This is a genomic window from Oryzihumus sp. (assembly GCF_036391795.1).
Classification (GTDB): Bacteria; Actinomycetota; Actinomycetes; order Actinomycetales; family Dermatophilaceae; genus Oryzihumus.
This window is the reverse complement of the sequence record NZ_DASVZH010000162.1, coordinates 1-19916: the sequence shown is the minus strand read 5'-3', so window position 1 is coordinate 19916 and position 19916 is coordinate 1. Positions and strand designations below refer to the sequence as shown.

The following is a 19916-nucleotide window of genomic DNA, read 5'->3' as shown; positions in this document are numbered from 1 at the left end:
ACCGGCGGCCCTGCGTCCGGGCGGTTCGGCCCTTGCGCGGTCTGGCCGAGCGGGCCGACAGTGGCGCTGTCCGTGCAGCGACCGGCCCGGGTGCGAGCACCCGGCCGGCCCGACGACGAGGACTCCGACGTGGACTTGCGCAACCCGGGCGAGGACGCCAGCGTGCACGACGACGGCCTCTCCCGGGCGCCGCTGGCCGCGCCGCCGCGGACCCTGGTCGAGGTGCTCCTGGCCACCCGGGACCGCCATCGCGGCGCCCCGGCGATCGATGACGGCCACGTCACCCTGACCTACTGGCAGCTGCTGGAGGCCGTGGACGTCCAGGCCGCCCGGCTGGCCGCCGAGGGCATCGGGGCCGGCGACAAGGTGGGGGTCCGGGTGCCCTCGGGCACGGTCGACCTCTACGTCGCGATCCTCGCGGTCCTCACCGTCGGAGCCGCCTACGTCCCCGTCGATGCCGACGACCCGGACGAGCGGGCCCGGCTGGTATTCGCCGAGGCCGGGGTTGCGGCGGTCGTCGGGGCCGGCGGCGAGGTCGTCCGCCGGACGCCCAGCCGCACCGCGCGGCGCCTGCCGACCCCGCAGGACGACGCCTGGGTCATCTTCACCTCGGGCTCGACCGGCACCCCCAAGGGTGTCGCGGTCACGCACCGCTCCGCCGCGGCGTTCGTCGACGCCGAGGCGCGGCTGTTCCTGCCGGAGGCCCCGCTCGGTCCCGGCGACCGGGTCCTGGCCGGGCTGTCGGTGGCCTTCGACGCCTCGTGCGAGGAGATGTGGCTGGCGTGGCGGCACGGTGCCTGCCTCGTCCCGGCGCCGCGGGCGCTCGTGCGCAGCGGCATGGACCTCGGGCCGTGGCTGGTGGCGCAGGGCATCACCGTCATCTCGACCGTCCCCACGCTGGCCTCGCTGTGGCAGCCGGAGGAGCTGCGCGGCATACGGCTGCTGATCTTCGGCGGGGAGGCGTGCCCTCCCGAGCTGGCCGCCCGGCTCGTGGAGCCGGCCCGGGAGGTGTGGAACACGTACGGGCCGACCGAGGCGACGGTGGTCGCCTGCGCCGCCCAGCTGAGCGGGCAGGGGCCGGTGCGGATCGGCCTGCCGCTGGACGGGTGGGACCTGGCCGTGGTCGACACCGACGGTCATCGCGTGCCGGTCGGGGGCACCGGTGAGCTCGTCATCGGCGGGGTGGGGCTGGCCCGCTACCTCGACGCGGACAAGGACCGGGAGAAGTTCGCGCCGAGCCCCACCCTGGGCTGGGAGCGGGCCTACCGCAGCGGCGACCTCGTGCGGCACGACCCGGAGGGGCTGGTGTTCGTGGGCCGCGCCGACGACCAGGTCAAGGTCGGCGGCCGGCGGATCGAGCTCGGCGAGGTGGACGCCGCGCTGCAGGGCCTGCCGGGGGTGACCGCGGCGGCCGCGGCGGTGCGCACCACCCCTGCCGGCACCCCGGTCCTGGTCGGCTACCTGACCGTCGCCCCGGGCACGGACTTCGACCAGCCGGCAGCCCGCGAGCGGCTGTCCGCGAGCCTGCCGGCCGCCCTGGTCCCCCTGCTCGCGGTGGTGCCCACCCTGCCCACCCGGATCTCGGGGAAGGTGGACCGCCACGCCCTGCCCTGGCCGCTGGAGCCCGATGTGGCCCCCGGCGCAGCCGGGCTCACCGGCACCGCGGCCTGGCTCGCCGAGCAGTGGACCGCCGTGCTCGGCGTGGGGGTGCGCGGGCCCGAGGACGACTTCTTCGCCGACGGTGGAGGCAGCCTGTCGGCGGCGCAGCTGGTCTCGGCGCTGCGGGCCCGCTACCCGGAGGTGACCGTCGCCGACGTCTACGAGAACCCCCGCCTCGGCGCCCTGGCCCAGGTGCTGGAGGAGTTCTCCCCGCCGGTCAGCGCGACCAGCCGGACGGTGGCGCCGGTCCCTCGCTCGGCCGGCGTGGTGCAGGCGCTGGCCTCGGTCGTCACCGCGACCGTGGTCGGCCTGCGCTGGCTCATCGTGCTGGCCCTGGTGGACAACCTGCTCGCCGGGTCGGGCGCGACCTGGGCCACGCCGGTGTCCTGGTGGTGGGTGCTGGCCGGCTGGGTGCTGCTGTTCACCCCGCCGGGGCGGATCGGCCTGGCGGTGCTGGCGGCCCGCCTGCTGCTGCGCGGGCTCCGCCCGGGGTCCTACCCCCGCGGCGGGCCGGTGCACCTGCGGCTGTGGTGCGCCGAGGCCGCGGTCGCCGCCTCCGGGGCGGAGAACCTCTCCTGCGCCCCGTGGACCAGCCTGTATGCACGGGCCCTGGGGGCCAGGGTCGGCCGGGACGTGGACCTGCACGCGCTGCCGCCGGTCACCGGGCTGCTGACGCTGGGCCAGGGGTGCGCCGTCGAGCCGGAGGTGGACCTGTCCGGGCACTGGCTCGACGGCGACGTGCTGCACGTCGGGCGCGTCAAGGTCGGTGCGGGGGCGACCGTCGGGGCGCGCAGCACCCTCGGACCCGGCTCCCGGGTGGGCCAGGGAGCCGAGGTCGGGGCCGGGTCGGCCGTGCTCGGCAACGTGCCCCCGGCCGAGCGCTGGGCCGGGTCACCGGCAGCGTTCGCGGGCATCGCCCATGCCGACAGCCCGGGTCGGCGGGCGCCGCGATCCCGGGTGTGGCCGGTGGTCTACGGCCTGACCGCGCTGGCCCTGGCGACCCTGCCGCTGGTGGCCGTCGCGTGCGGCGCCCTGGTCCTCGGTCGGGCGGTGCGCGGCACCGCCACCGTCGGCGGGGCGGCCGTCGCTGCGCTGGTGTGGGTGCCGGTCGCCACCCTCGTCATGGTTGCCGTGCTGGCGCTGCTGGTGCTGGTCGGCGTCCGCCTGCTCGCCCTGGGGCTGTCCGAGGGGCACCACCCGGTGCACAGCCGGGTGGGCTGGCAGGTGTGGGCCACCGAGCGCCTCATGGACGAGTCCCGCAGCCTGCTCTTCCCGCTCTACGCCAGCCTGGCTACGCCAGGGTGGCTGCGAGCCCTCGGCGCCCGGATCGGGCGGGACGTGGAGGCCTCGACAGTGCTGATGCTGCCGAGCATGACCACCATCGCTGACGGCGCGTTCCTCGCCGACGACACGATGATCGGCTCCTACGAGCTGGTCGGCGGGTGGCTGCGGGTCGAGCGGGCCAAGGTCGGCAAGCGGGCGTTCCTCGGCAACTCCGGCATGACCGGGCCGGGCCTGAGGGTGCCCAAGCGCGGGCTGGTCGCGGTGCTGTCGACCACCCCCGCGCGGGCCAAGGCCGGCACGTCCTGGCTGGGCAGCCCGCCGGTGCGGCTGCGCCGGCCCCCGGCCTCCGGGGACGAGACCCGGACCTTCCACCCGCCCCGGCGGCTCAAGGTCGCCCGGGGGGCGGTCGAGGTGCTGCGCATCGTGCCGGTGATGTGCACGGTCGCCCTCGGCGTGCTGGTGCTGCTGGTCCTGCAGGAGGTCGTCGTCCGGTCCGGCTGGGCCGTCGCCGGGCTGGTCAGCGGTCTGCTCGTGCTGGCCGCCGGCGCCCTCGCCGCCGGGGTGAGCAGCCTGGCCAAGTGGGCGCTGGTCGGCCGGTTCGCCGTGGGCGAGCACCCGTTGTGGAGCTCGTTCGTGTGGCGCAACGAGCTGGCCGACACGTTCGTGGAGGTGCTCGCCGCCCCGTGGTTCGCCCGCGCCGCCGCCGGGACGCCCGGGCTGGTCCTGTGGCTGCGCTCGCTGGGGGCCAGGATCGGCCACGGCACGTGGTGCGAGACCTACTGGCTGCCCGAGGCCGACCTCGTGTCGATCGGCGCGGCCGCCACCGTCAACCGCGGGTGCGTGCTGCAGACGCACCTGTTCCATGATCGGATCATGAGCATGGACCGAGTCACCCTCGAGGAGGGCGCCACGCTCGGGCCGCACGGGGTGGTGCTGCCGGCGGCGACCGTCGGGGCGGCCACCACGGTGGGCCCGGCGTCTCTCGTCCTGCGCGGTGAGGCGCTCCCGGCGCACACCCGGTGGCGGGGCAACCCGGTCGAGCCTTGGCCGGAACGGCAGGCCGACGCCGGCGCCGCGGCCCGGCAGAAGGCCGGCTCCCGGTGAGGGCCCGCTCCCGCCAGCCCGGCCAGGGCGCGGCGACCGCTGGGGACCCCTACCTGCCCACCCACGGCAACGGCGGCTACCGCGCCAGCCGCTACGAGCTCGACCTCGACTACCGGGTGGTGAGCAACCACCTGACCGGGCGCGCGCGCCTGTCGCTGGTGGCCACCCAGCCGCTGTCCCGGTTCAGCCTCGACCTCGGGCCCCTGCGCGTCGCCCGGGTGAGCGTCGACGGCCGCCGGCCCGCGCGATACGTCCACCGCGGCGGCAAGCTGCACGTCACACCGGCCGCGGCGCTGCCGGCGGGGGCGGTCTTCGTGGTCGAGGTGCAGTACTCCGGCAACCCCCGCCCGCTGCGCTCGCCGTGGGGGGAGGTCGGCTGGGAGGAGCTCACCGACGGGGTCATCGTCGCCAGCCAGCCCGACGGCGCGCCGTCGTGGTTCCCCTGCAACGACCAGCCGGGGGACAAGGCGAGCTACCGGATCACGGTGACCACCGAGGCGCCGTACCAGGTGCTGGCCAACGGCACCCTCGTGGCGCAGGCCCGGCTGGCCAGCCGGCGCCGCTGGGTGTTCGAGCAGGCCGAGCCGATGTCGACCTACCTGGCCACGGTGCAGGTCGGCCTCTACGAGGTCGTCGAGCTGTCCACGGGCACGGTGCCCCAGCAGGCGCTGGTCCCGGCGCGGCTGAAGCCGTTGCTGCTGCGCGACTTCCGGCGTCAGGCCGAGATGGTGCAGCTGTTCACCCAGCTGTTCGGGCCCTACCCGTTCCCGGCCTACGCCGTGGTCGTCACCGACGACGACCTGGAGATCCCGCTCGAGGCCCAGGGGCTGTCGGTGTTCGGCGCCAACTTCCTCGACGGCCACGAGGGTCAGCAGCGCCTGGTCGCCCACGAGCTGGCCCACCAGTGGTTCGGCAACAGCGTCACCGCAGGGTCCTGGCAGCACATCTGGCTGCACGAGGGGTTCGCCTGTTACGCCGAGTGGTTGTGGTCGGAGCACCGGGGTGGCCCCACGGCACACGCGCTCGCGGTGCAGCACCACGCCCGGCTGGCAGACCTGCGGCAGGACCTCGTCCTCGCCGACCCCGGCCCGGCGCTGATGTTCGACGACCGGGTCTACAAGCGCGGCGCGCTGACCCTGCACGCTCTGCGGACCGTCATCGGGGACGAGGCGTTCTTCGCCGTGCTGCGCGACTGGGCCGCCACCCACCGGCACGGGGTGGTCACCACCCAGGATTTCGTGGACTGCGCGTCCCGGCACACCGACCTGCCGCTGCACGGGTTGTTCCGGGTCTGGCTGCACGAGCCGGCGCTGCCACTCCTGCCGGTCAGTGCCGGTCCCGGCGCAGCGTCGGGTCGCTGACCCGGTGGAGCAGCACCTGCGGGTCGGCGGCGGGGTCGCGCCGCACCGCGAGGCACCCGGCATACCCCGGTCCGAGGTCGAGGTCCGTGAGCCCCAGGCACCCGGCCCAGTCCTCGTGGCCGACCCAGGACAGCACCCTGGCCTCGCCCGGCCCGGTCGTGACCGTGAGCGAGGACGGGTCGACCGCCAGCCCGTAGCCGGTGGCCTTGAGCGCGGCCTCCTTGCGCACCCACACCCGAGCCCGGGCCGCGGGGCTGCGCCCCTCCGGCTGCAGGTCCAGCGCCGCGCGCTCGGCCGCGGACCAGGCCATCTCGGCCACACCGTCCGGGGTCGCCGAGACCCGCTCCACGTCGACGCCGACCGGGCCGGTCGTGCCCAGCGCCACCACCACCCGGTCACCGGCGTGCGAGATGCTCACCTGCGGTGGTCGCACGCCGTGCTTGATGTGCCTGGTGCCCAGCACCGGCCGGCCGTGCCGGTCGCTGCCGCACAGCGGGCACAGCATCCGGACCCGGACGTCCTCGGGCGGCACCTCCATCAGCCGGCTCGTGACCAGACGCAGCAGCGCGCGACCGGTCGCGGACCGAGCCCGGTCGTCCGCCCGGCGCAGGGTGGAAACCCGGGTCAGGTCCCAGGGGTCCAGCCAGTGCGCGACCGCGTCCAGCGGCGCCACCCGGCTCCACCACACCTGCACGAGCGGGATGCCGGGTGCGCGCGTCCGCGGCAGCGGCCCCGCCGCAGTGGTCGCGGTCGTCGCCGCGGGTCCGGTCGCGCCGGTGGACGTGGTGGTTGCCCCCGTGTGGGTCCCCATGGCAGTCATCATCCCTCCCGGTTCGCGCGCCCGCGCCGTGCCAGACGATGGGTCCAGCTGCCGATGCTCGCCCCCAGCAACGCCCCAGCGACGACGTCCCCGGGGAAGTGCACGCCGGACTGGACCCGCGACCAGCCCACGGTGGTGGCGGCCAGCCGCAGTGGCAGGGCCAGGACCGGGAGCTCCGCCCCGGCGGCCGAGGAGAACGCGAACGCCGAGGCGGTGTGGCCGGAGGGGAACGAGCCGGAGGTGGGCATCCGCACCCGGTGGTCGTGCTCGCCGTCCTCCCGCACGGGTCGGCCCCGGCGCAGGAGCGGCTTGACGAGCAGGTTCGCCGTGGCCGAGGTGGCCCCGACGGCCACCAGGCCGACGACCGAGGCGCGCCGACCGCGGTGCCCCAGCAGGCTGAGCACCGCGGCCGTGACCAGCCACAGCCGGGAGTAGTTCGCGGCGTTGGAGACCCGGCCCAGGGCCCGGTCCAGCGCGGGAGTGGGCGTCCCCGCGACGGTGTCGTGGACGGCGAGGTCCAGCGCGGCGAGCTCGGCCAGCGCCTGCTGTGCCACGTCGGCGGACGGTTGCCGGCGGCCACAGCGCACCTGCGGGCCGGGGCGGGTCGCGCGTCGCCTCACCGGTGACCCCCGAAGGCGAGGTGGCGCAGCCGGACCCAGTTCAGCGCGGGGGTCGGTGGTGGCACGCCCGGGCGCGACCGCGGCACGCGCACCCGCAGGGCCTGCGGGCGGATCGTGCACGTCACGGGCGTGGGCAGCATGAGCGCCTCTCCGTCGACGCCCACCGGGACCTCGGGGGTGTCCGCGCTGACGACCACCTCCGGTGCCTCGACCCGGGTGACACCGCGGTCGTGGGCCAGCCGCAGCAGGCCGACCGCCTGCCGGGCGTTGTCCACGGTCACCGCGACCACCCCGAGCCGGCCGGTGTCCAGGCGCGCGCGGCGGCCCATGCCGGCCAGGTCGGTCATCTCGTAGGGGTTGACACTGACCAGCACCGCCTGGGGGCCCTCGACGCTGACGCCGTCGGCGCGGGCGGTCAGCCGGGCACCACCCTGACCGGTCAGCAGGTCCGGCAGCATCTCCAGGGTCGTGCCGCGCTTGTCGTCGCGGTACGCCGGGCTCTGCACGACCTCGGCGTAGGCCCCGAACGAGGCGTTGTTGACGAAGGTGCGCCCGGCGACCAGCCCGAGGTCCACGTGCAGCTCGACCGCGTCCTCGGTCAGCGCCGCCAGGCAGGTCTGGGGGTCCTCCCGGTCGAGGCCGAGGTCGAGGGCGAAGTGGTTGCGCGTCCCGGCGCTGATGACCAGGAAGGGCAACCCGTGCTCGGCCGCCACCCCGGCGACCAGGGCCTGGGTGCCGTCGCCCCCGGCGACCCCGAGCAGGTCCGCGCCGGCGGCGACGGCGTCCCGGGCGAGGGCCTCGACGTCCACGGTGCCCGGTCCCTCGAGCAGCACCACGGTCGCGCCGAGCTCCTCCGCCTGCTCCTTGAGGTTGAACCGGCCCACCTTGCCCCCGCCGGAGCGGGGGTTCATGACGATGAACGCGCGCAGCGGCGGCGGCACGACGTGCTCGGGCATGGTGGCCGGCACCCGGTCCCGGGCCAGGGCCTCGCGACCGGCGGCGACGGCGACGAGCAGCAGGCCGAGCGCCAGCAGGGCGACCCAGAGCAGGTGGCCGCGGATGAACAGGACCGCCAGGACCATGGGCACGAGGACCACCACCCCCAGGGCGACCCAGCGCTGGACGCCGCGGCGGGTCAGGAACCACCACGCGGAGGCGACCACGAGCATGATGCCGAGTGCGGCGGTGACCAGCAGCCAGAGCGCGTCCATGATCGCGAACGCGACCAGGCTGAGCGCCGCCAGCGCCACGGCGGCGAAGGCGCCGCGGGCCAGCCAGACCTGCGCCGTGGAGCGCGGTGCAGACGCCCCCCCGGGGTGGGGACTCGCCATACCGCGCCGGTGGGCCGGGCTGGCGGCACCGGAGGTCACGAGCGGTCCTTCCGCCGCTTGCCCTTCTTCTGCTTCTTCTGCTTCGGCCCGCGGCCTTCGCCCTCCTCCTCGCGCAGGACCTGCGCCTCGAACGGGTCCGGCTCGGCGCCCTTGGGGGCCTCGGCCTCCAGCGCCGCCTTCTCCTGCAGCATCTCGGCGCGGGTGTCCGTGCTGACGACGGGGTACTGCGGGTCGATGTCCATGAGGGTGTTGACGAGGACGGCCGCCGTGGCCAGCCGGGCGAACCACTTGCGGTCGGCGGGGATGACGTACCACGGCGCCCACTCGGTGCTCGTCGCCGAGAGCATCTCCGAGAACGCCTCCTGGTAGTCGTCCCAGCGCAGCCGCTCGCGGGCGTCGGCGGGGGAGAACTTCCAGTTGTGGTCGGGCAGGTCGATGCGGCGCAGGAAGCGCACCCGCTGCTCCTCCCGGGAGAGGTTGAGGAAGAGCTTGACGACCTTGAAGCCGTTGTCGACGAGGTAGCGCTCCCAGTCGTTGATCTCGCGGTACCGGCGGTCCCAGACGCCCTTGCCCTTGGCCTCCGGGGGCAGCTTCTGCCGGTCGAGCAGGTCGGGGTGCACGCGGACGACGAGCACCTCTTCGTAGTGGGAGCGGTTGAAGATGCCGATGTCGCCGCGCGGCGGCAGCTCCCGGGCGTAGCGCCACAAGTAGTCGTGGTCGAGCTCCTCGACCGAGGGGACCTTGAAACCGCGCACCCGCACCCCCTGCGGGTTCACCCCGCTCATGACGTGGCGGATGGTGCCGTCCTTGCCCGCGGCGTCCAGCGCCTGGAGGCACACCAACACGCCGTAGGTGTCCTGCGCGGCCAGCCGCTCCTGGTACTCCGCGAGCAGCTCCACGCCGGCGCGCAGCAGCTCGGCGCCGTCCTTCTTCTTGACGAAGCCGGCCTTGTAGCGGGGGTTGTAATCCTGCTCGAGGTCGACATGCGTGCCCGGGGGCACGCGCAACGGCTCGATCGCGTCCGCGATCCGCTTCGCCCGCTCGTCGTGTGCCATGGGGGCCGTCCTTTCCTGTCGCCTCGATGCCGGTCAGTCGGAGCCGGGGACGCCGGCGGCGCCGGACAGCGCGCCGTGGCGGAGGGGGATCTTGCCCAGCTCCCACAGCAGGAGCAGCGCCAGCGCCGGCACGAGGGCCCAGGCGAACTCGCGCATGCTGATCTCGGTGGTGCCCAGCAGCCGGCGGAGCATGTCCATCTGGGTGGTCATCACGGCGAGCACCAGCTCACCGAGGGCGGCCCAGTTCATCTGCTTGCTGTCGAAGCTGGACGCGCTCAGGGCGGTGGCCGTCTCGCTGCGGCACTCGTACGCCGCGACGATGAGGCACAGGGCGAAGGAGGTGAACGCGATCGACTGGCCGACCTGCGGGCTGCCGAAGTGCGCGCCGCCCCAGTGGATCAGGCTGAGCAGGCCGATGGTGATGACCAGGCCGACCAGGCCGACGGTCGTGACCAGCCGCTTCGTCAGCACCGACTGGCCGCGGGGCAGCGGATGGCGGGCCATGAGACCCGGCGTCTCCAGGTCGAAGCCCAGCGCGAAGCCGAACGGGGCGTTGACGAAGAAGTGGACCCACAGCACCTGGGCGGGGGTGAACGGCTCCCCGGCGGCGATGTTGAACAAGGTGGCGCCGAGGAAGGTCAGCACGAAGGCGACCAGCAGCAGCAGCACGAAGCGGATGTACTTCGCGAGGTTGTCGTAGATCTTCCGGCCCTGCTCGACCGCGAAGACGATGGTGGCGAAGTCGTCGTCGGTGAGGATCATCCGGCCGGCGTTCTTGGCCACGTCCGTGCCGCTGCCCATGGCGATGCCGATGTCGGCGGCCTTGATCGCGGGGGCGTCGTTGACCCCGTCGCCGGTCATCGCGACGACGTCGCCGCGGGCCTTGAGCGTGTTGGCCAGCAGCACCTTGTGCTCGGGGGCGACCCGGCCGACCACCCCGATCGTCTCGATCCGGTCCAGCCGCTCGGACTCCGACAGGGCGGCGAAGTCCGCGCCGAGGATCGCCTCGCCGGGGATGCCGAGCTGGGTCGCGATCGCGGCGCCGGTGGTGACGTCGTCGCCGGTGACCATCCGCACGCGGACGTGCGCGGACTGGGCGGCGGCGACGGCGGCCTTCGACTGCTCCCGGGGCGGGTCGACCATGCCGACCAGGCTGGTCATCTGCAGCTGCTCGACGTAGCCGAGGAGGTCGCCGTCGGCGTCGAACGTGGCCGGGTCGAGGTCGCGGGTGGCCGCGGCCATGACCCGCCGTCCCTCCCGCTCCATCCGCTCCATGTGCTGCACGGCCGCCTTGCCGAGGGTGGCGTCCCAGGGCACGGTCCGCCCGCCGGAGAGCGCGCTCGCCGCGCGGGAGAGCACGGCGGGGGCGGCCCCCTTGACGAAGCAGCGCACGACCTCGCGGCCGTCGGCGTCGTGGGCCCGGTTGAAGGTGGCCATGAGCTTGTATCCCGGGTCGAACGGCAGCGCGGCCAGCCGGGGCAGCCGCTCGTGGCTGGCCTCGACGTCGAGCCCGGCCTTGTGCCCGAGCACCAGCAGCGCACCCTCGGTGGGGTCGCCCACGACCTTGCCGTCGACGATCTTGGCGTCGTTGGCGATGACGTAGGGCAGCACCGCCGCCTCGATCGTGTCCGTGGCACCGGCGGCGTGGTGGATGCTGCCCTCGAGGCTGTAGCCGGTCCCGGTGACGGTGTAGCGGTCGGTGGGGTCGACGACCTCCACGGCCGTCATCTGGTTCATCGTCAGGGTGCCGGTCTTGTCGGAGTTGATCGCCGAGGTGTAGCCGAGCGTCTCCACCGAGGGCAGGTCCTTGACGATCGCGTTGCGCTTGGCCAGGTCGATGCTGCCCAGGGACAGGATCACCTGGGTGACGGTGGGAAGGGCCTCGGGGATGGCGGCGATGGCCAGCGACACGGCGGCGACGAACAGGGCGTCCCAAGCCTGCCCCCGGGCGTGCCCGAGCACGAACATCACGACCATGGTCAGCCCGGCCGCGGCCGCGATCCACAGCGTCAGCCGGTTGAGCTCGCGGGTCAGCGGGGACTGCTCGGCCTCCGTGGCCGTGAGCATCCCCGAGATCTTGCCCAGCTCGGTGTCCGCACCGGTCCCGGTCACCACGATCGTGCCGCTGCCGTGCGTGACCGGCGTGTTCATGAAGGCCATGTTCGACTGCTCGCCGGGGCTGAGGTCGTGCCCCGTCAGCACCGTGGTGTCCTTGGCCGACGGCACGCTCTCGCCGGTCAGTGCGGACTCGTCGATCTGCAGGGCACTGGCGGCGACGATTCGCCCGTCCGCGGGGACCTGGTCCCCGGCGGCGAGCAGGACCACGTCGCCGACGACGAGCTGCTCGGCGGGCACCTGCGCGTCGGCGCCGTCGCGGCGCACCCGGGCGGTGGCCTTCATCATCGACTTCAGCGCGTTCATCGCGCTCTCGGCCTTGCCCTCCTGGCGCAGGCCGCCGACGGCGTTGACCAGGGTCAGCACGATGAGCAGGACCCCGGTGCTCCACTCCTTGATGAGCAGGGACACCAGCGCCGCCACCACGAGGATGATCTGCATGTAGCTGCGGTACTGCGCGAGGAACCGCTGCCACCCGGGCTTGGGCTTCTCCTCGGGGAGGGCGTTCGGGCCGTGCTCGGACAGCAGCTGCGCAGCGGTCGCGGCGCTCAGCCCCACCTCGGGGTCGACGTGCAGCGCCGCGGTCACCTCGGTCGCGGGCCGGGCATACCACGGCCCCCCGGCCGGCGAGGTCAGCTCACTGCTCCTGGCTTGGACGGTCACTGCGGCCACCTCCTCGTCCCGGCGCCTGGGTGGAACCACCCCGCCCAGTCGGTCACGGGCACCGGGGCCGGCCCCGGCACGCCTCTCTGCCAGTGTGCGGACGGCGGCTCCGCCGCTGCTCACCCCGCGCGGATGAGGCGGGTGGGGCCGGACGGACCAACGCTGGAGGGGTTCTCCGCCACTCCCGGGAGGTGCGTCGTGGCACAGCAGAAGTCAGCGGTCCAGAGCGGGTCGGCACCGCGTGCGGGGCAGGGTGGCCGTTCCGTCGGCGAGCTTGCCGCCGCCCGGTCCTTCGTCACCCGTGACCTCGACCTCGTCGCGCAGTTCTACGACTCCTCGCAGGAGTGGCGGCGGCTGTTCAGCGAGCTGCTCGGCACGTTCCTGCTCGTCCTCGTCGCCGCCGGAGGTGGCGTCGTCAACGCGGTCAGCCACGGGCAGATCTCGCGCACCGCAGCGGTGGTCGCGCCCGGGCTGATGGTGCTGGCCATGATCCTGTTCATGGGTGCCGTGGGAGGTGCCCACCTCAACCCCGTGGTCTCCCTGGGGTTCGCGCTACGGCGCGACTTCCCGTGGAGGCGCGTGCCGGGATACGTCGCGGCACAGCTCGTCGGGGCGACGGCTGCGTGCCTGGTGCTGCGGGCGATGTTCGGCAACGTCGGGCAGCTCGGGGCGACCGTGCCCGGACCGGGCATCAGCACCCTGCAGGCAACGGTCATCGAGGCGCTGCTGACCTTCGGACTGCTCAGCACCATCCTGGGCACCGCCTCCGGCGCGCAGAACGTCGGCACCCTGTCGGCAATCGCGGTCGGCGCCTACATCGCGCTCGCCGGCCTGTGGGCCAGCCCCATCAGCGGCGCCTCGATGAACCCCGCGCGCACGTTCGGTCCCGCCCTGGTGGGAGGGACGTGGACGTCCTTCTGGGCCTACGTGGTGGGACCGCTGGTCGGTGCGCTGGTCGCGGTCGTCGCCGCATGGCTGCTGCGCGGGGCCGGGGGCGACCTGTCCGCCCGGCGCGCGGCGCAAGGCGCCACCGCCACCTGAACCACCCTCCGGTATGCCGTGTGGGATCGGCGGGATCCCCGTCCCCTCGCGGTTCACCTGAGGGCTCGCGCGGACGCCCGGCGTCAGCCGACGGCCCGGCAGGGGTCGAGCATCCTCGTGGCGAACACGCTGGGCAGGTAGGTCAGCCAGTAGGTCGTCGTCAGGCCGTGGCAGACGACCGTGCCGTCCCCGCTGGGGGTGTGGGTGGGGGCGAACCCGGTGGCCAGGTCGTCGAAGAGCACCCGGGGCACCGGCAAACCGGCCGCGCTGGCTCCCACGTCCGCATTCGGTTGGGAGGCGGTGACGGTGCTCGGGAAAACCGCCCAGAGGTACCACGCCCGGCGGGCGTGCCCGGGCGCGACGCCGCTGGCGATCGGGACGTCGGTCGCGGCAACCGTCGGGCACGGCGGTGGCCCCCGCTGCGGCACGGGGGCGTCCAGCACCGCGAGGTAGAGGCCGGCAGCGACGTTGTGCCGGACGAACACGCGCAGGCGGGCGCCGCTGGTGGCGCCCGGCGTCAGCGTGAGGACGAACGGGACGGCGACCGAGGTGCGCAGGGTGCTGGCGGCCTGCTGGCGCATCTGACGGTCGCAGTCCGCCAGGACCGGGGCCACCGCGGGGGTCGCGGCCACGATCGGGTGCCCCATGACGAGCGTGGCAATGGCGGTGTCGCCGCGGATGCTGGCGATCACCCAGCTGGTGCTCGAGACCTGCTCGCCGGGGGCACGCATCAGTGCGAACGGGACACCGGCGGCGGCCCGGACCGGCTCCGCCCGCGCGGCGGTCCGGGAACCTGCCGGTGACGTCACCAGGGGAGTGGGCGTGAGCGGATGGTTCGTGAGGTGTGCGGCCACGCGTTGAGGCGCCGGGCCGCACGCGGCCAGGAGTGCGGCAGCCGACGCAGCGAGGAACGCGGAACGGACGCGGCCGAAGGAGCGGGACATGGTCCATCCGGCGCGGGATGCGCCTTGCCACCACGATAGGCCCGCCGGCCGACCGCGAGCGGGCGCGGCTCGGGCATCAGGCCGGGTGCACCTGCAGCGTCGCCGAGCGCGGCCCGTCCTCGACGAGGTGGTCCACGATCGAGGGGTAGTGGCCGTACGTGCTCCGGTACGCCGCGTCGACTGCCGGCAGCACCTGCACCTCCTGGGGTGCGGTGATCGGGGCGGCGTCGGTGGGGTCCCACGAGGTCATGAGGTGCGCTCCTTCCGGACGATGAGGGCCACGGTGGCCACGAGGCACACGGCCAGCAGGCAGGTGCCCGCGGTCAGGGCGGTCGAGACCTCGCCGGCGAGGGCGGTGGCCCGGTTGTCCGTGCCACTGCCGGCTCGTGCGGAGACAGCCACCAGGAGGGCGAGCCCGAGGGCCATGCCGAGCTGGTGGGCGGTGTTGACCAGTCCCGACGCGGCGCCTGCCTGGTCGGCGGTGACGCCGCTGACGCCGGCGGAGGTGAGCGGCGCGAACGCGAGGCCCTGCCCCGCGCCGATGAGGACCATGGGCGGCGCCACCGCCGTCAGGTAGCTGCTGCTGGCGTCGACCCGGCTGAGCCAGGCCATGCCCGCCAGAGTCAGGACGACGCCGGCGGAGAGCAGGGTCGCGGTGGGGAAGCGTCGCCCGAGCCGGGGGATCGCCATCGCGACGGCGAAGTTGACGACGGTCATCGGGAAGAAGCCGATGCCGGCCGCGAGAGCGCTGAAACCCAGGACACCCTGGAGGTACTGGGTCGTGAAGAGGAAGAATCCGATCATCGCGCCGAGGTAGAGCAGGCGGGCCAGGTAGGCCCCGGTGCGGACCCGGCTGGCGAACAGGCCCAACGGCATGATCGGCTGCGCGGCGCGGGCCTCGTTGAGGACGAGCGCGGCGAGGAGGACGACGCCCGTGAGCACGGACGTGAGGGTGGTCGGTGACCCCCAGCCGGCGTCGGCGGAGCCGATGATGCCGAAGACCAGCGCGCCCATGCCCAGGGTGGCGGCCAGGGCGCCGACGACGTCGAAGCGGCCGGTGCTGCGCGGTGTCTCCGGCAGGAAGCGTGGTGCCAGTGCGATCATCGCCACGCCGATCGGCAGGTTGATGAAGAAGCCGGCACGCCACGACACGGCGCTGGTCAGTGCCCCGCCGATGACCAGGCCGAGGCTGGCCCCGATGCCGGCGGCCGCGCCGTACCAGGCCACCGCGCGGGTGCGCTCGCGGCCCTCGGGGAAGCTGGCGGTCAGCAGGGACAGCGAGGAGGGGGCCACGACGGCGGCGCCGATGCCCTGCAGCGCCCGGGCGGCGATGAGGAACCAGCCGGTGGGGGCGGCCCCGACCAGCAGCGAGGCCGTGGCGAACACCGCGAGCCCCGCCACGAAGACCCGGCGGCGGCCCAGGAGGTCCCCGAGCCGGGCGCCCAGGAGCAGCAGCCCGCCGAAGACCAGGGTGTAGGCGTCCTGGACCCACGACAGGCCGCTGGGGGACAGGTGCATCGCCGCGCCGATGGTGGGCAGGGCGGTGAAGATGATCGAGTTGTCGAGCAGGATCATGAAGTAGCTGACCAGGATGACGGCCAGGATCGCGCGCGGGTGGGCGGGACCGTCGTCGGGGGTCGCAGGTGCTGTGGCCCTGCCGGGTGCGTGCTGGGTGATGGTCAAGGTGGGACCCGTTCGAGTGTCGTCGGGGAGGCCGTCGGGGGCCCGGGTGGTGGTGACATCTCCAAGGGTCCCGGCCCGCTGCCCGAGGGGGCAGTCTCTGTTGGGACAGGTACTGGCAGGGCCTCCCACCCGAGGACTGCGATGCCTGCGCACCCCGCCCGCGACGAAGGGCTTCGTGCCCTACTGTCCCTGCGCGGCCGGCGGGAGGCTGGAGGTACGGAAAGGCAGGTGGAGGTCATGGACACCGTCGCAACCGTCCTTCGTCGGACCGTGCTGGTCGTCACGGCGCTGTTCTCCCTCGGAGGGCTGTTGTTCGCTCTCGGTTATGCCTACGAGGACCTGGCGCTCGTGTCGGCCTTGGCCCTCACGGCAGCGATCGTCGTGCCCCTTGCCGGGCTCACCATCCTGGCGAGGCGCCGGCCCGACATCGCCCCCGTCGTGCTGGCCACGGCGGTCGGGCTCTTCGCCCTGTATGCCGTGCTGGGCTTGTTCGTCGACATCATCGAGGCGCCCGACATCCCCGTCATCGCGCTGGTCCTCGCCCTCCCCATCGCGGTGCTCGGACAGCGGCAGCCCCCGTGGGCCGGGGTGCTCATGCTCGTCCTCGCGGCGTTCCCCTTCATCCAGGTCCTCGCCCGGATGTTCCGTGAGGTTCCGCTGGACCGGCCGCCGCTGGGCGCCCTCCTCACCGGCTCGACCGGCATCGTCGTGGTCCCGCTGGCGACGTTCGGGATCCTCTTCCTGATCGCGGGAGCACTGGGACGCGGCCGCCCGGACGCAGGTCAGGGCCAGGTGCAGCCGCCAGCCCGCGAGCCTCAGCCGCACTGACGCGACCGGGAGCGATCCGGCGCGTGACGCCGACGCGCGATACATCGTCGTCCACGTCGGGACCTGATCGAGCGGGGGCGCCGCAGTCACCCGGCGTGGACGCAGAACTCGTTCCCATCGGGGTCAGCGAGCAACACGGTGCCGTTGTCGCCGGCTCCGAGCCGGTTGGCTCCCAGAGCGACCAGGCGCTCGATCTCGGCGTCCGCATCGCCACCGGCCACCGCGAGGTCGAAGCGCTGGCGGTTCCTCTGCACGAGCGGCGCGACAGGCGGTCCGCCCCACGCGACCTTGGTGCCGCCGCGCGGTGACTGGATCGCCGTCTCCTGGTCCTGGTCCCACACCAACGGCCAGCCCAGCACCTCGCTCCAGAAGAGACCCACCTCCCTGGTGCCGTCGCAGGCGATCTCCCCGAGGAAGCCGCACCCGGCGAGGAAGGCGTTGCCTGCCTCGATCACGCAGAACTCGTTCCCACCGGGGTCGGCCAGGACGACGTGTCCCTCCTCGGGGCGCTGTCCGACGTCGAGGTGGCGGGCGCCGAGCCCCAGCGCGGTCGCCACGGTGCGCTGCTGGCCCTCGGTGCTGGCGCTGGTCAGGTGGAGGTGCAGGCGGTTCGGTCCCGCCTTCTCCGAGAGGCTCGGGATGAACCGGAGGCCGAGCTGCGTGTCGTGGCCCGGCAGCAACGCGCCACCGGCGTCCTCCACGACTTCCCGGCCGAGCAGACCTGCCCAGAACTGCGCCACATGAGCCGGCTCACGGGTATCAAAGGTCACCGACAGCAGTCGCACGGGCATGCGCGCACGCTAGGGATGGGTCAGCCGGACGGCAAGGCGATTCCGGGTGCGACCGGGCGCCTTCGCTCTCCCCGATGTCACGGAGGCCACGTTCGACACCGGGCTCGTTGCGCTCGCTCAGCCCTGGAGGGACATCGCTCACGCCTCTGACCCTTCGCGAGCCGGTCCTGTCTCATCGGCGGCGCAGCGGAATCCGGTGTTCCCGGTTGAGCTGTCGGGCGTGTTCGCGGTCCGGGCGGCGACGCGGTAGCGGTTGCAGTAGGAGCGGTGGCACAGGAAGGAACCGCCGCGGATGACCTTGGAGTCGCCGCCCGCTGGGCCCTTGGGGTCGGGGGCCTCGGTGCGGGGGTGGGTGGCGCTGAACCAGTCGGCACACCACTCCCAGACGTTGCCGGCGACGTTGTGGAGGCCGAAGCCGTTGGGGTCGAAGGCGTCGACCGGGGCAGGGCCGAGGAATCCGTCGGCCAGGGTGTTGTCGGTGGGGAAGGTGCCTTGCCAGATGTTGCACATCCAGCGGCCGTCAGGGGTCAGCTCGTCGCCCCACGCGTACCGCGCGCCCACCAAGCCACCGCGGGCGGCATACTCCCACTCGGCCTCCGTGGGAAGGCGCCGCCCGGCCCACTGGCAGTATGCGACTGCGTCGTTCCAGGAGACGTGCACCACGGGATGGTCCATTCGCCCGTCCAGCGAGGACCCGGCGCCTTCCGGTTGCCACCAGTGGGCGCCATGGACCTGCCGCCACCACGGTGCGTCCGCCACCGCTCTGGTGGGCGGGTGGTCAGTCGGCAGCTGCCCGGCGAAGACGAAGGACCAGCCGTACCGTTGGGCGTCGGTCTGATAGCCGGTGGCGTCCACGAACTCGGCGAACCTCTGGTTGGAGGTGGCGTACCGGTCGATCCGGAACGGCGACAACGTCACCGGGCGAACCGGGCCTTCTCCGTCGGCGGGGAACCCGTCCGGGTCGTTGCCACCCATCAGGAACGACCCGCCGGGCAGGTGCACCAGTGAGGAGTCCGAACCCGCGCCGTCCCGGGCGACGATTTCCTGCCTCGGGCCGGGCGGTGGTGCCACCGCACCGTCGCTGCGGGAGGCCGCGCAGCAGGCGGACCTCAAGGCTGTTCGTCGTTCAGCCACGGGTGTTCCTCTTCGGCCGGCCAGCCTCGTCCACGGGGCTCGCCGGCAGTCACCTGCTAGCTCGCGGTCGCAGCCAGCTGCTGCTGGGCACCGGAAAGGGCACCCCTCAGCGCCTGGACGTGGTGGCCCTGCCCTTCGGCCGTGACTTTGGTGAGCGCCCTCGTGATCACCGGTTGCACTGTGTCGGCTGACGAACGCGGGTACGCGAGGATCAGCGCGGCGCAGCCGAGGGGGATCATCGCCGTTGCCTGGCCCTTGACCTTGGTCTCGGTGAGCAGGTGCAGCGCCTCACCGAGGAACCCGCCCATGACGGCGGCGACGCCGGTGGTGAGCGGCACCAGGGGGAAGACCGCCAGTCCGGTGAGGAACCCCAGGGTGCCGAGACCTTGAGCTACTTCGCGGACCATGTGGTCGGACTGCCTCACCGTGACCTTGCCATCCAGGTCCTTGGCTACCACGATCGCGCCGTGCAGGTAGGCGCCGCAGGCCAGCGCGGCCCGGTAGTCCTCGTGCGCGGCGTCGTGGGACAGGTAGCTGCCGATCAGGACGTCCGTGGTCTCATGGTCGATGGGCAAGGAAAGGACCTTGAGTCCGGCGGTGGGGTTCATGCCGACAGTCCGTGTGCTGCGTGGCCGTGGTGCGCGACCGTGTGGATGGCTTGCTCGTCCTTGCCCCTGCGATGGGGCTTCACGTCGAACACGACCTTCTTGATGGTGCCGGTGAACGCGAACGGCTTCCGGTCGGCGTAGCTCAGGTCGACCACGCCGCCGTTGTCGCGGCCGATGTCCATCCCCGCGTAGGCGGAGAACCGCATGGGCACGGTGTGGTCCATCCGTCCGCCACCCACCGGCGCGTTGTTCACGAAGAGGGTGACCTGACCCCCGGTGGCCGGCTTGGCCGCGTCGGCGGCGAACTCCATCCGCACGTTCACCTCGCCGGTCGGCAGGGGGATGTCGGCCTGCTGGCGATAGACGAACACGCCCATCATCGAGTAGGTGTGGGTCAGCCGGCCGCCGTCGACGAACAGTGAGAACCCGCCGAGGTGGTCCGCCTCGGCGACGATCACGCCTTCGGCGCCGTCAGCGGGTACCACGAGGTCTGCGCTGATCGCGTAGGAACGGTTGTAGATCCGGGGGATCATGCCTGGTGCGACGTTCTGGACGTCACCGCGGAACTCGATCGTGCCGGTCGCCTCAAGTGGCGGCGTGATGCCGAAGAACGCCGACAGCGTGGCCAGCAGCGGCAGCACCTTGTACCGCTCGGCCTCCGTCCAGAACAGCGTCCTGAGCTCCTGGACCTTGTCCGGGTGGTCGGCTGCCAGGTCGTGGGCCTGGCTGAAGTCGTCAGGGAGGTAGTACAGCTCCGCCGGGTCGGCGTCAGGGTCCCACACGTCCGGGGCGTACGGCTTCAGCGCCTCGGGGGTGACCACCCACGGGACACGGGGTGTCTTCATCGCCAGCCACCAGCCGTCCTTGTACATCGC

The 19916-nt window shown here is 73.4% G+C and carries 15 protein-coding genes and 1 pseudogene; 4 read left to right on the top strand and 12 right to left on the bottom strand.

The genetic code is table 11. From position 1 onward, the window contains the following. The first annotated feature begins 129 nt into the window (after positions 1 to 129). Together VF825_RS10070 and VF825_RS10065 are read left to right on the top strand one after the other, a co-directional pair. Positions 130 to 4047 (top strand): Pls/PosA family non-ribosomal peptide synthetase, encoded by a 3918-nt coding sequence (locus tag VF825_RS10070; RefSeq protein ID WP_414695816.1) that lies wholly within the window; start codon positions 130 to 132, stop codon positions 4045 to 4047. Then, positions 4044 to 5408, top strand: a complete 1365-nt coding sequence (locus tag VF825_RS10065; protein WP_331112788.1) for a M1 family metallopeptidase — start codon at positions 4044 to 4046, stop codon at positions 5406 to 5408. Before VF825_RS10070 ends, VF825_RS10065 begins: the two co-directional genes overlap by 4 nt. Here the strand turns inward: VF825_RS10065 and VF825_RS10060 are convergent. From VF825_RS10060 to VF825_RS10040, 5 genes are all read right to left on the bottom strand, one after another. Further along, positions 5374 to 6219, bottom strand: coding sequence for a 4'-phosphopantetheinyl transferase family protein (locus tag VF825_RS10060; RefSeq protein ID WP_331112786.1), 846 nt, complete (start codon positions 6217 to 6219; stop codon positions 5374 to 5376). The genes VF825_RS10065 and VF825_RS10060 overlap by 35 nt on opposite strands. Positions 6220 to 6227: 8 nt before the next feature. Further along, a complete protein-coding gene (locus tag VF825_RS10055; RefSeq protein ID WP_331112784.1) occupies positions 6228 to 6782 on the bottom strand; it encodes a phosphatase PAP2 family protein in 555 nt (184 codons plus the stop codon). Between the two features lie 62 nt (positions 6783 to 6844). After that, positions 6845 to 8218, bottom strand: a complete 1374-nt coding sequence (locus tag VF825_RS10050) for a diacylglycerol/lipid kinase family protein (protein ID WP_331112782.1) — start codon at positions 8216 to 8218, stop codon at positions 6845 to 6847. After that, positions 8215 to 9234 carry a polyphosphate kinase 2 family protein gene (locus VF825_RS10045; RefSeq protein ID WP_331112780.1) on the bottom strand — a complete coding sequence of 340 codons (1020 nt, stop codon included), beginning with the start codon at positions 9232 to 9234 and terminating at the stop codon, positions 8215 to 8217. The genes VF825_RS10050 and VF825_RS10045 overlap by 4 nt, the downstream gene beginning before the upstream one ends. 33 nt (positions 9235 to 9267) lie before the next feature. Further along, positions 9268 to 12012 carry an HAD-IC family P-type ATPase gene (locus VF825_RS10040; RefSeq protein ID WP_331112778.1) on the bottom strand — a complete coding sequence of 915 codons (2745 nt, stop codon included), beginning with the start codon at positions 12010 to 12012 and terminating at the stop codon, positions 9268 to 9270. A gap of 198 nt (positions 12013 to 12210) precedes the next feature. Between VF825_RS10040 and VF825_RS10035 the strand changes: the two genes are divergently transcribed. Continuing rightward, the gene (locus VF825_RS10035) at positions 12211 to 13053 is read left to right on the top strand and encodes an MIP/aquaporin family protein (protein WP_331112776.1); all 843 of its coding nucleotides are present in this window, start codon (positions 12211 to 12213) and stop codon (positions 13051 to 13053) included. Positions 13054 to 13136: 83 nt separating this feature from the next. On the opposite strand, the gene VF825_RS10030 is transcribed toward VF825_RS10035, so the two are convergent. The 3 genes from VF825_RS10030 to VF825_RS10020 form a co-directional block, all read right to left on the bottom strand. Continuing rightward, the gene (locus VF825_RS10030; RefSeq protein ID WP_331112774.1) at positions 13137 to 13784 is read right to left on the bottom strand and encodes a hypothetical protein; all 648 of its coding nucleotides are present in this window, start codon (positions 13782 to 13784) and stop codon (positions 13137 to 13139) included. Positions 13785 to 14073: 289 nt separating this feature from the next. Then, positions 14074 to 14247 (bottom strand): hypothetical protein, encoded by a 174-nt coding sequence (locus VF825_RS10025; protein WP_331112773.1) that lies wholly within the window; start codon positions 14245 to 14247, stop codon positions 14074 to 14076. After that, positions 14244 to 15680: an MFS transporter gene (locus VF825_RS10020; RefSeq protein ID WP_331112770.1), complete on the bottom strand. Its 1437-nt coding sequence runs from the start codon at positions 15678 to 15680 to the stop codon at positions 14244 to 14246. Before VF825_RS10020 ends, VF825_RS10025 begins: the two co-directional genes overlap by 4 nt. A gap of 237 nt (positions 15681 to 15917) precedes the next feature. Here VF825_RS10020 and VF825_RS10015 point away from each other — a divergent pair, with 237 nt between their 5' ends. Then, a complete protein-coding gene (locus tag VF825_RS10015) occupies positions 15918 to 16508 on the top strand; it encodes a hypothetical protein (RefSeq protein WP_331112768.1) in 591 nt (196 codons plus the stop codon). Positions 16509 to 16594: 86 nt separating this feature from the next. Here the strand turns inward: VF825_RS10015 and VF825_RS10010 are convergent, their stop codons facing one another. From VF825_RS10010 to VF825_RS09995, 4 genes and pseudogenes are all read right to left on the bottom strand, one after another. Continuing rightward, positions 16595 to 17299, bottom strand: coding sequence for a VOC family protein (locus VF825_RS10010; RefSeq protein ID WP_331112766.1), 705 nt, complete (start codon positions 17297 to 17299; stop codon positions 16595 to 16597). Between the two features lie 138 nt (positions 17300 to 17437). Further along, entirely contained in the window at positions 17438 to 18301 is an 864-nt protein-coding gene (locus tag VF825_RS10005) for a formylglycine-generating enzyme family protein (RefSeq protein WP_331112764.1), read from the bottom strand. 188 nt (positions 18302 to 18489) lie between these two features. Next, entirely contained in the window at positions 18490 to 19008 is a 519-nt protein-coding gene (locus VF825_RS10000; protein WP_331112762.1) for a hypothetical protein, read from the bottom strand. Between the two features lie 29 nt (positions 19009 to 19037). Continuing rightward, positions 19038 to 19916 (bottom strand): annotated as a pseudogene (locus VF825_RS09995) (hypothetical protein); the annotation flags it as partial.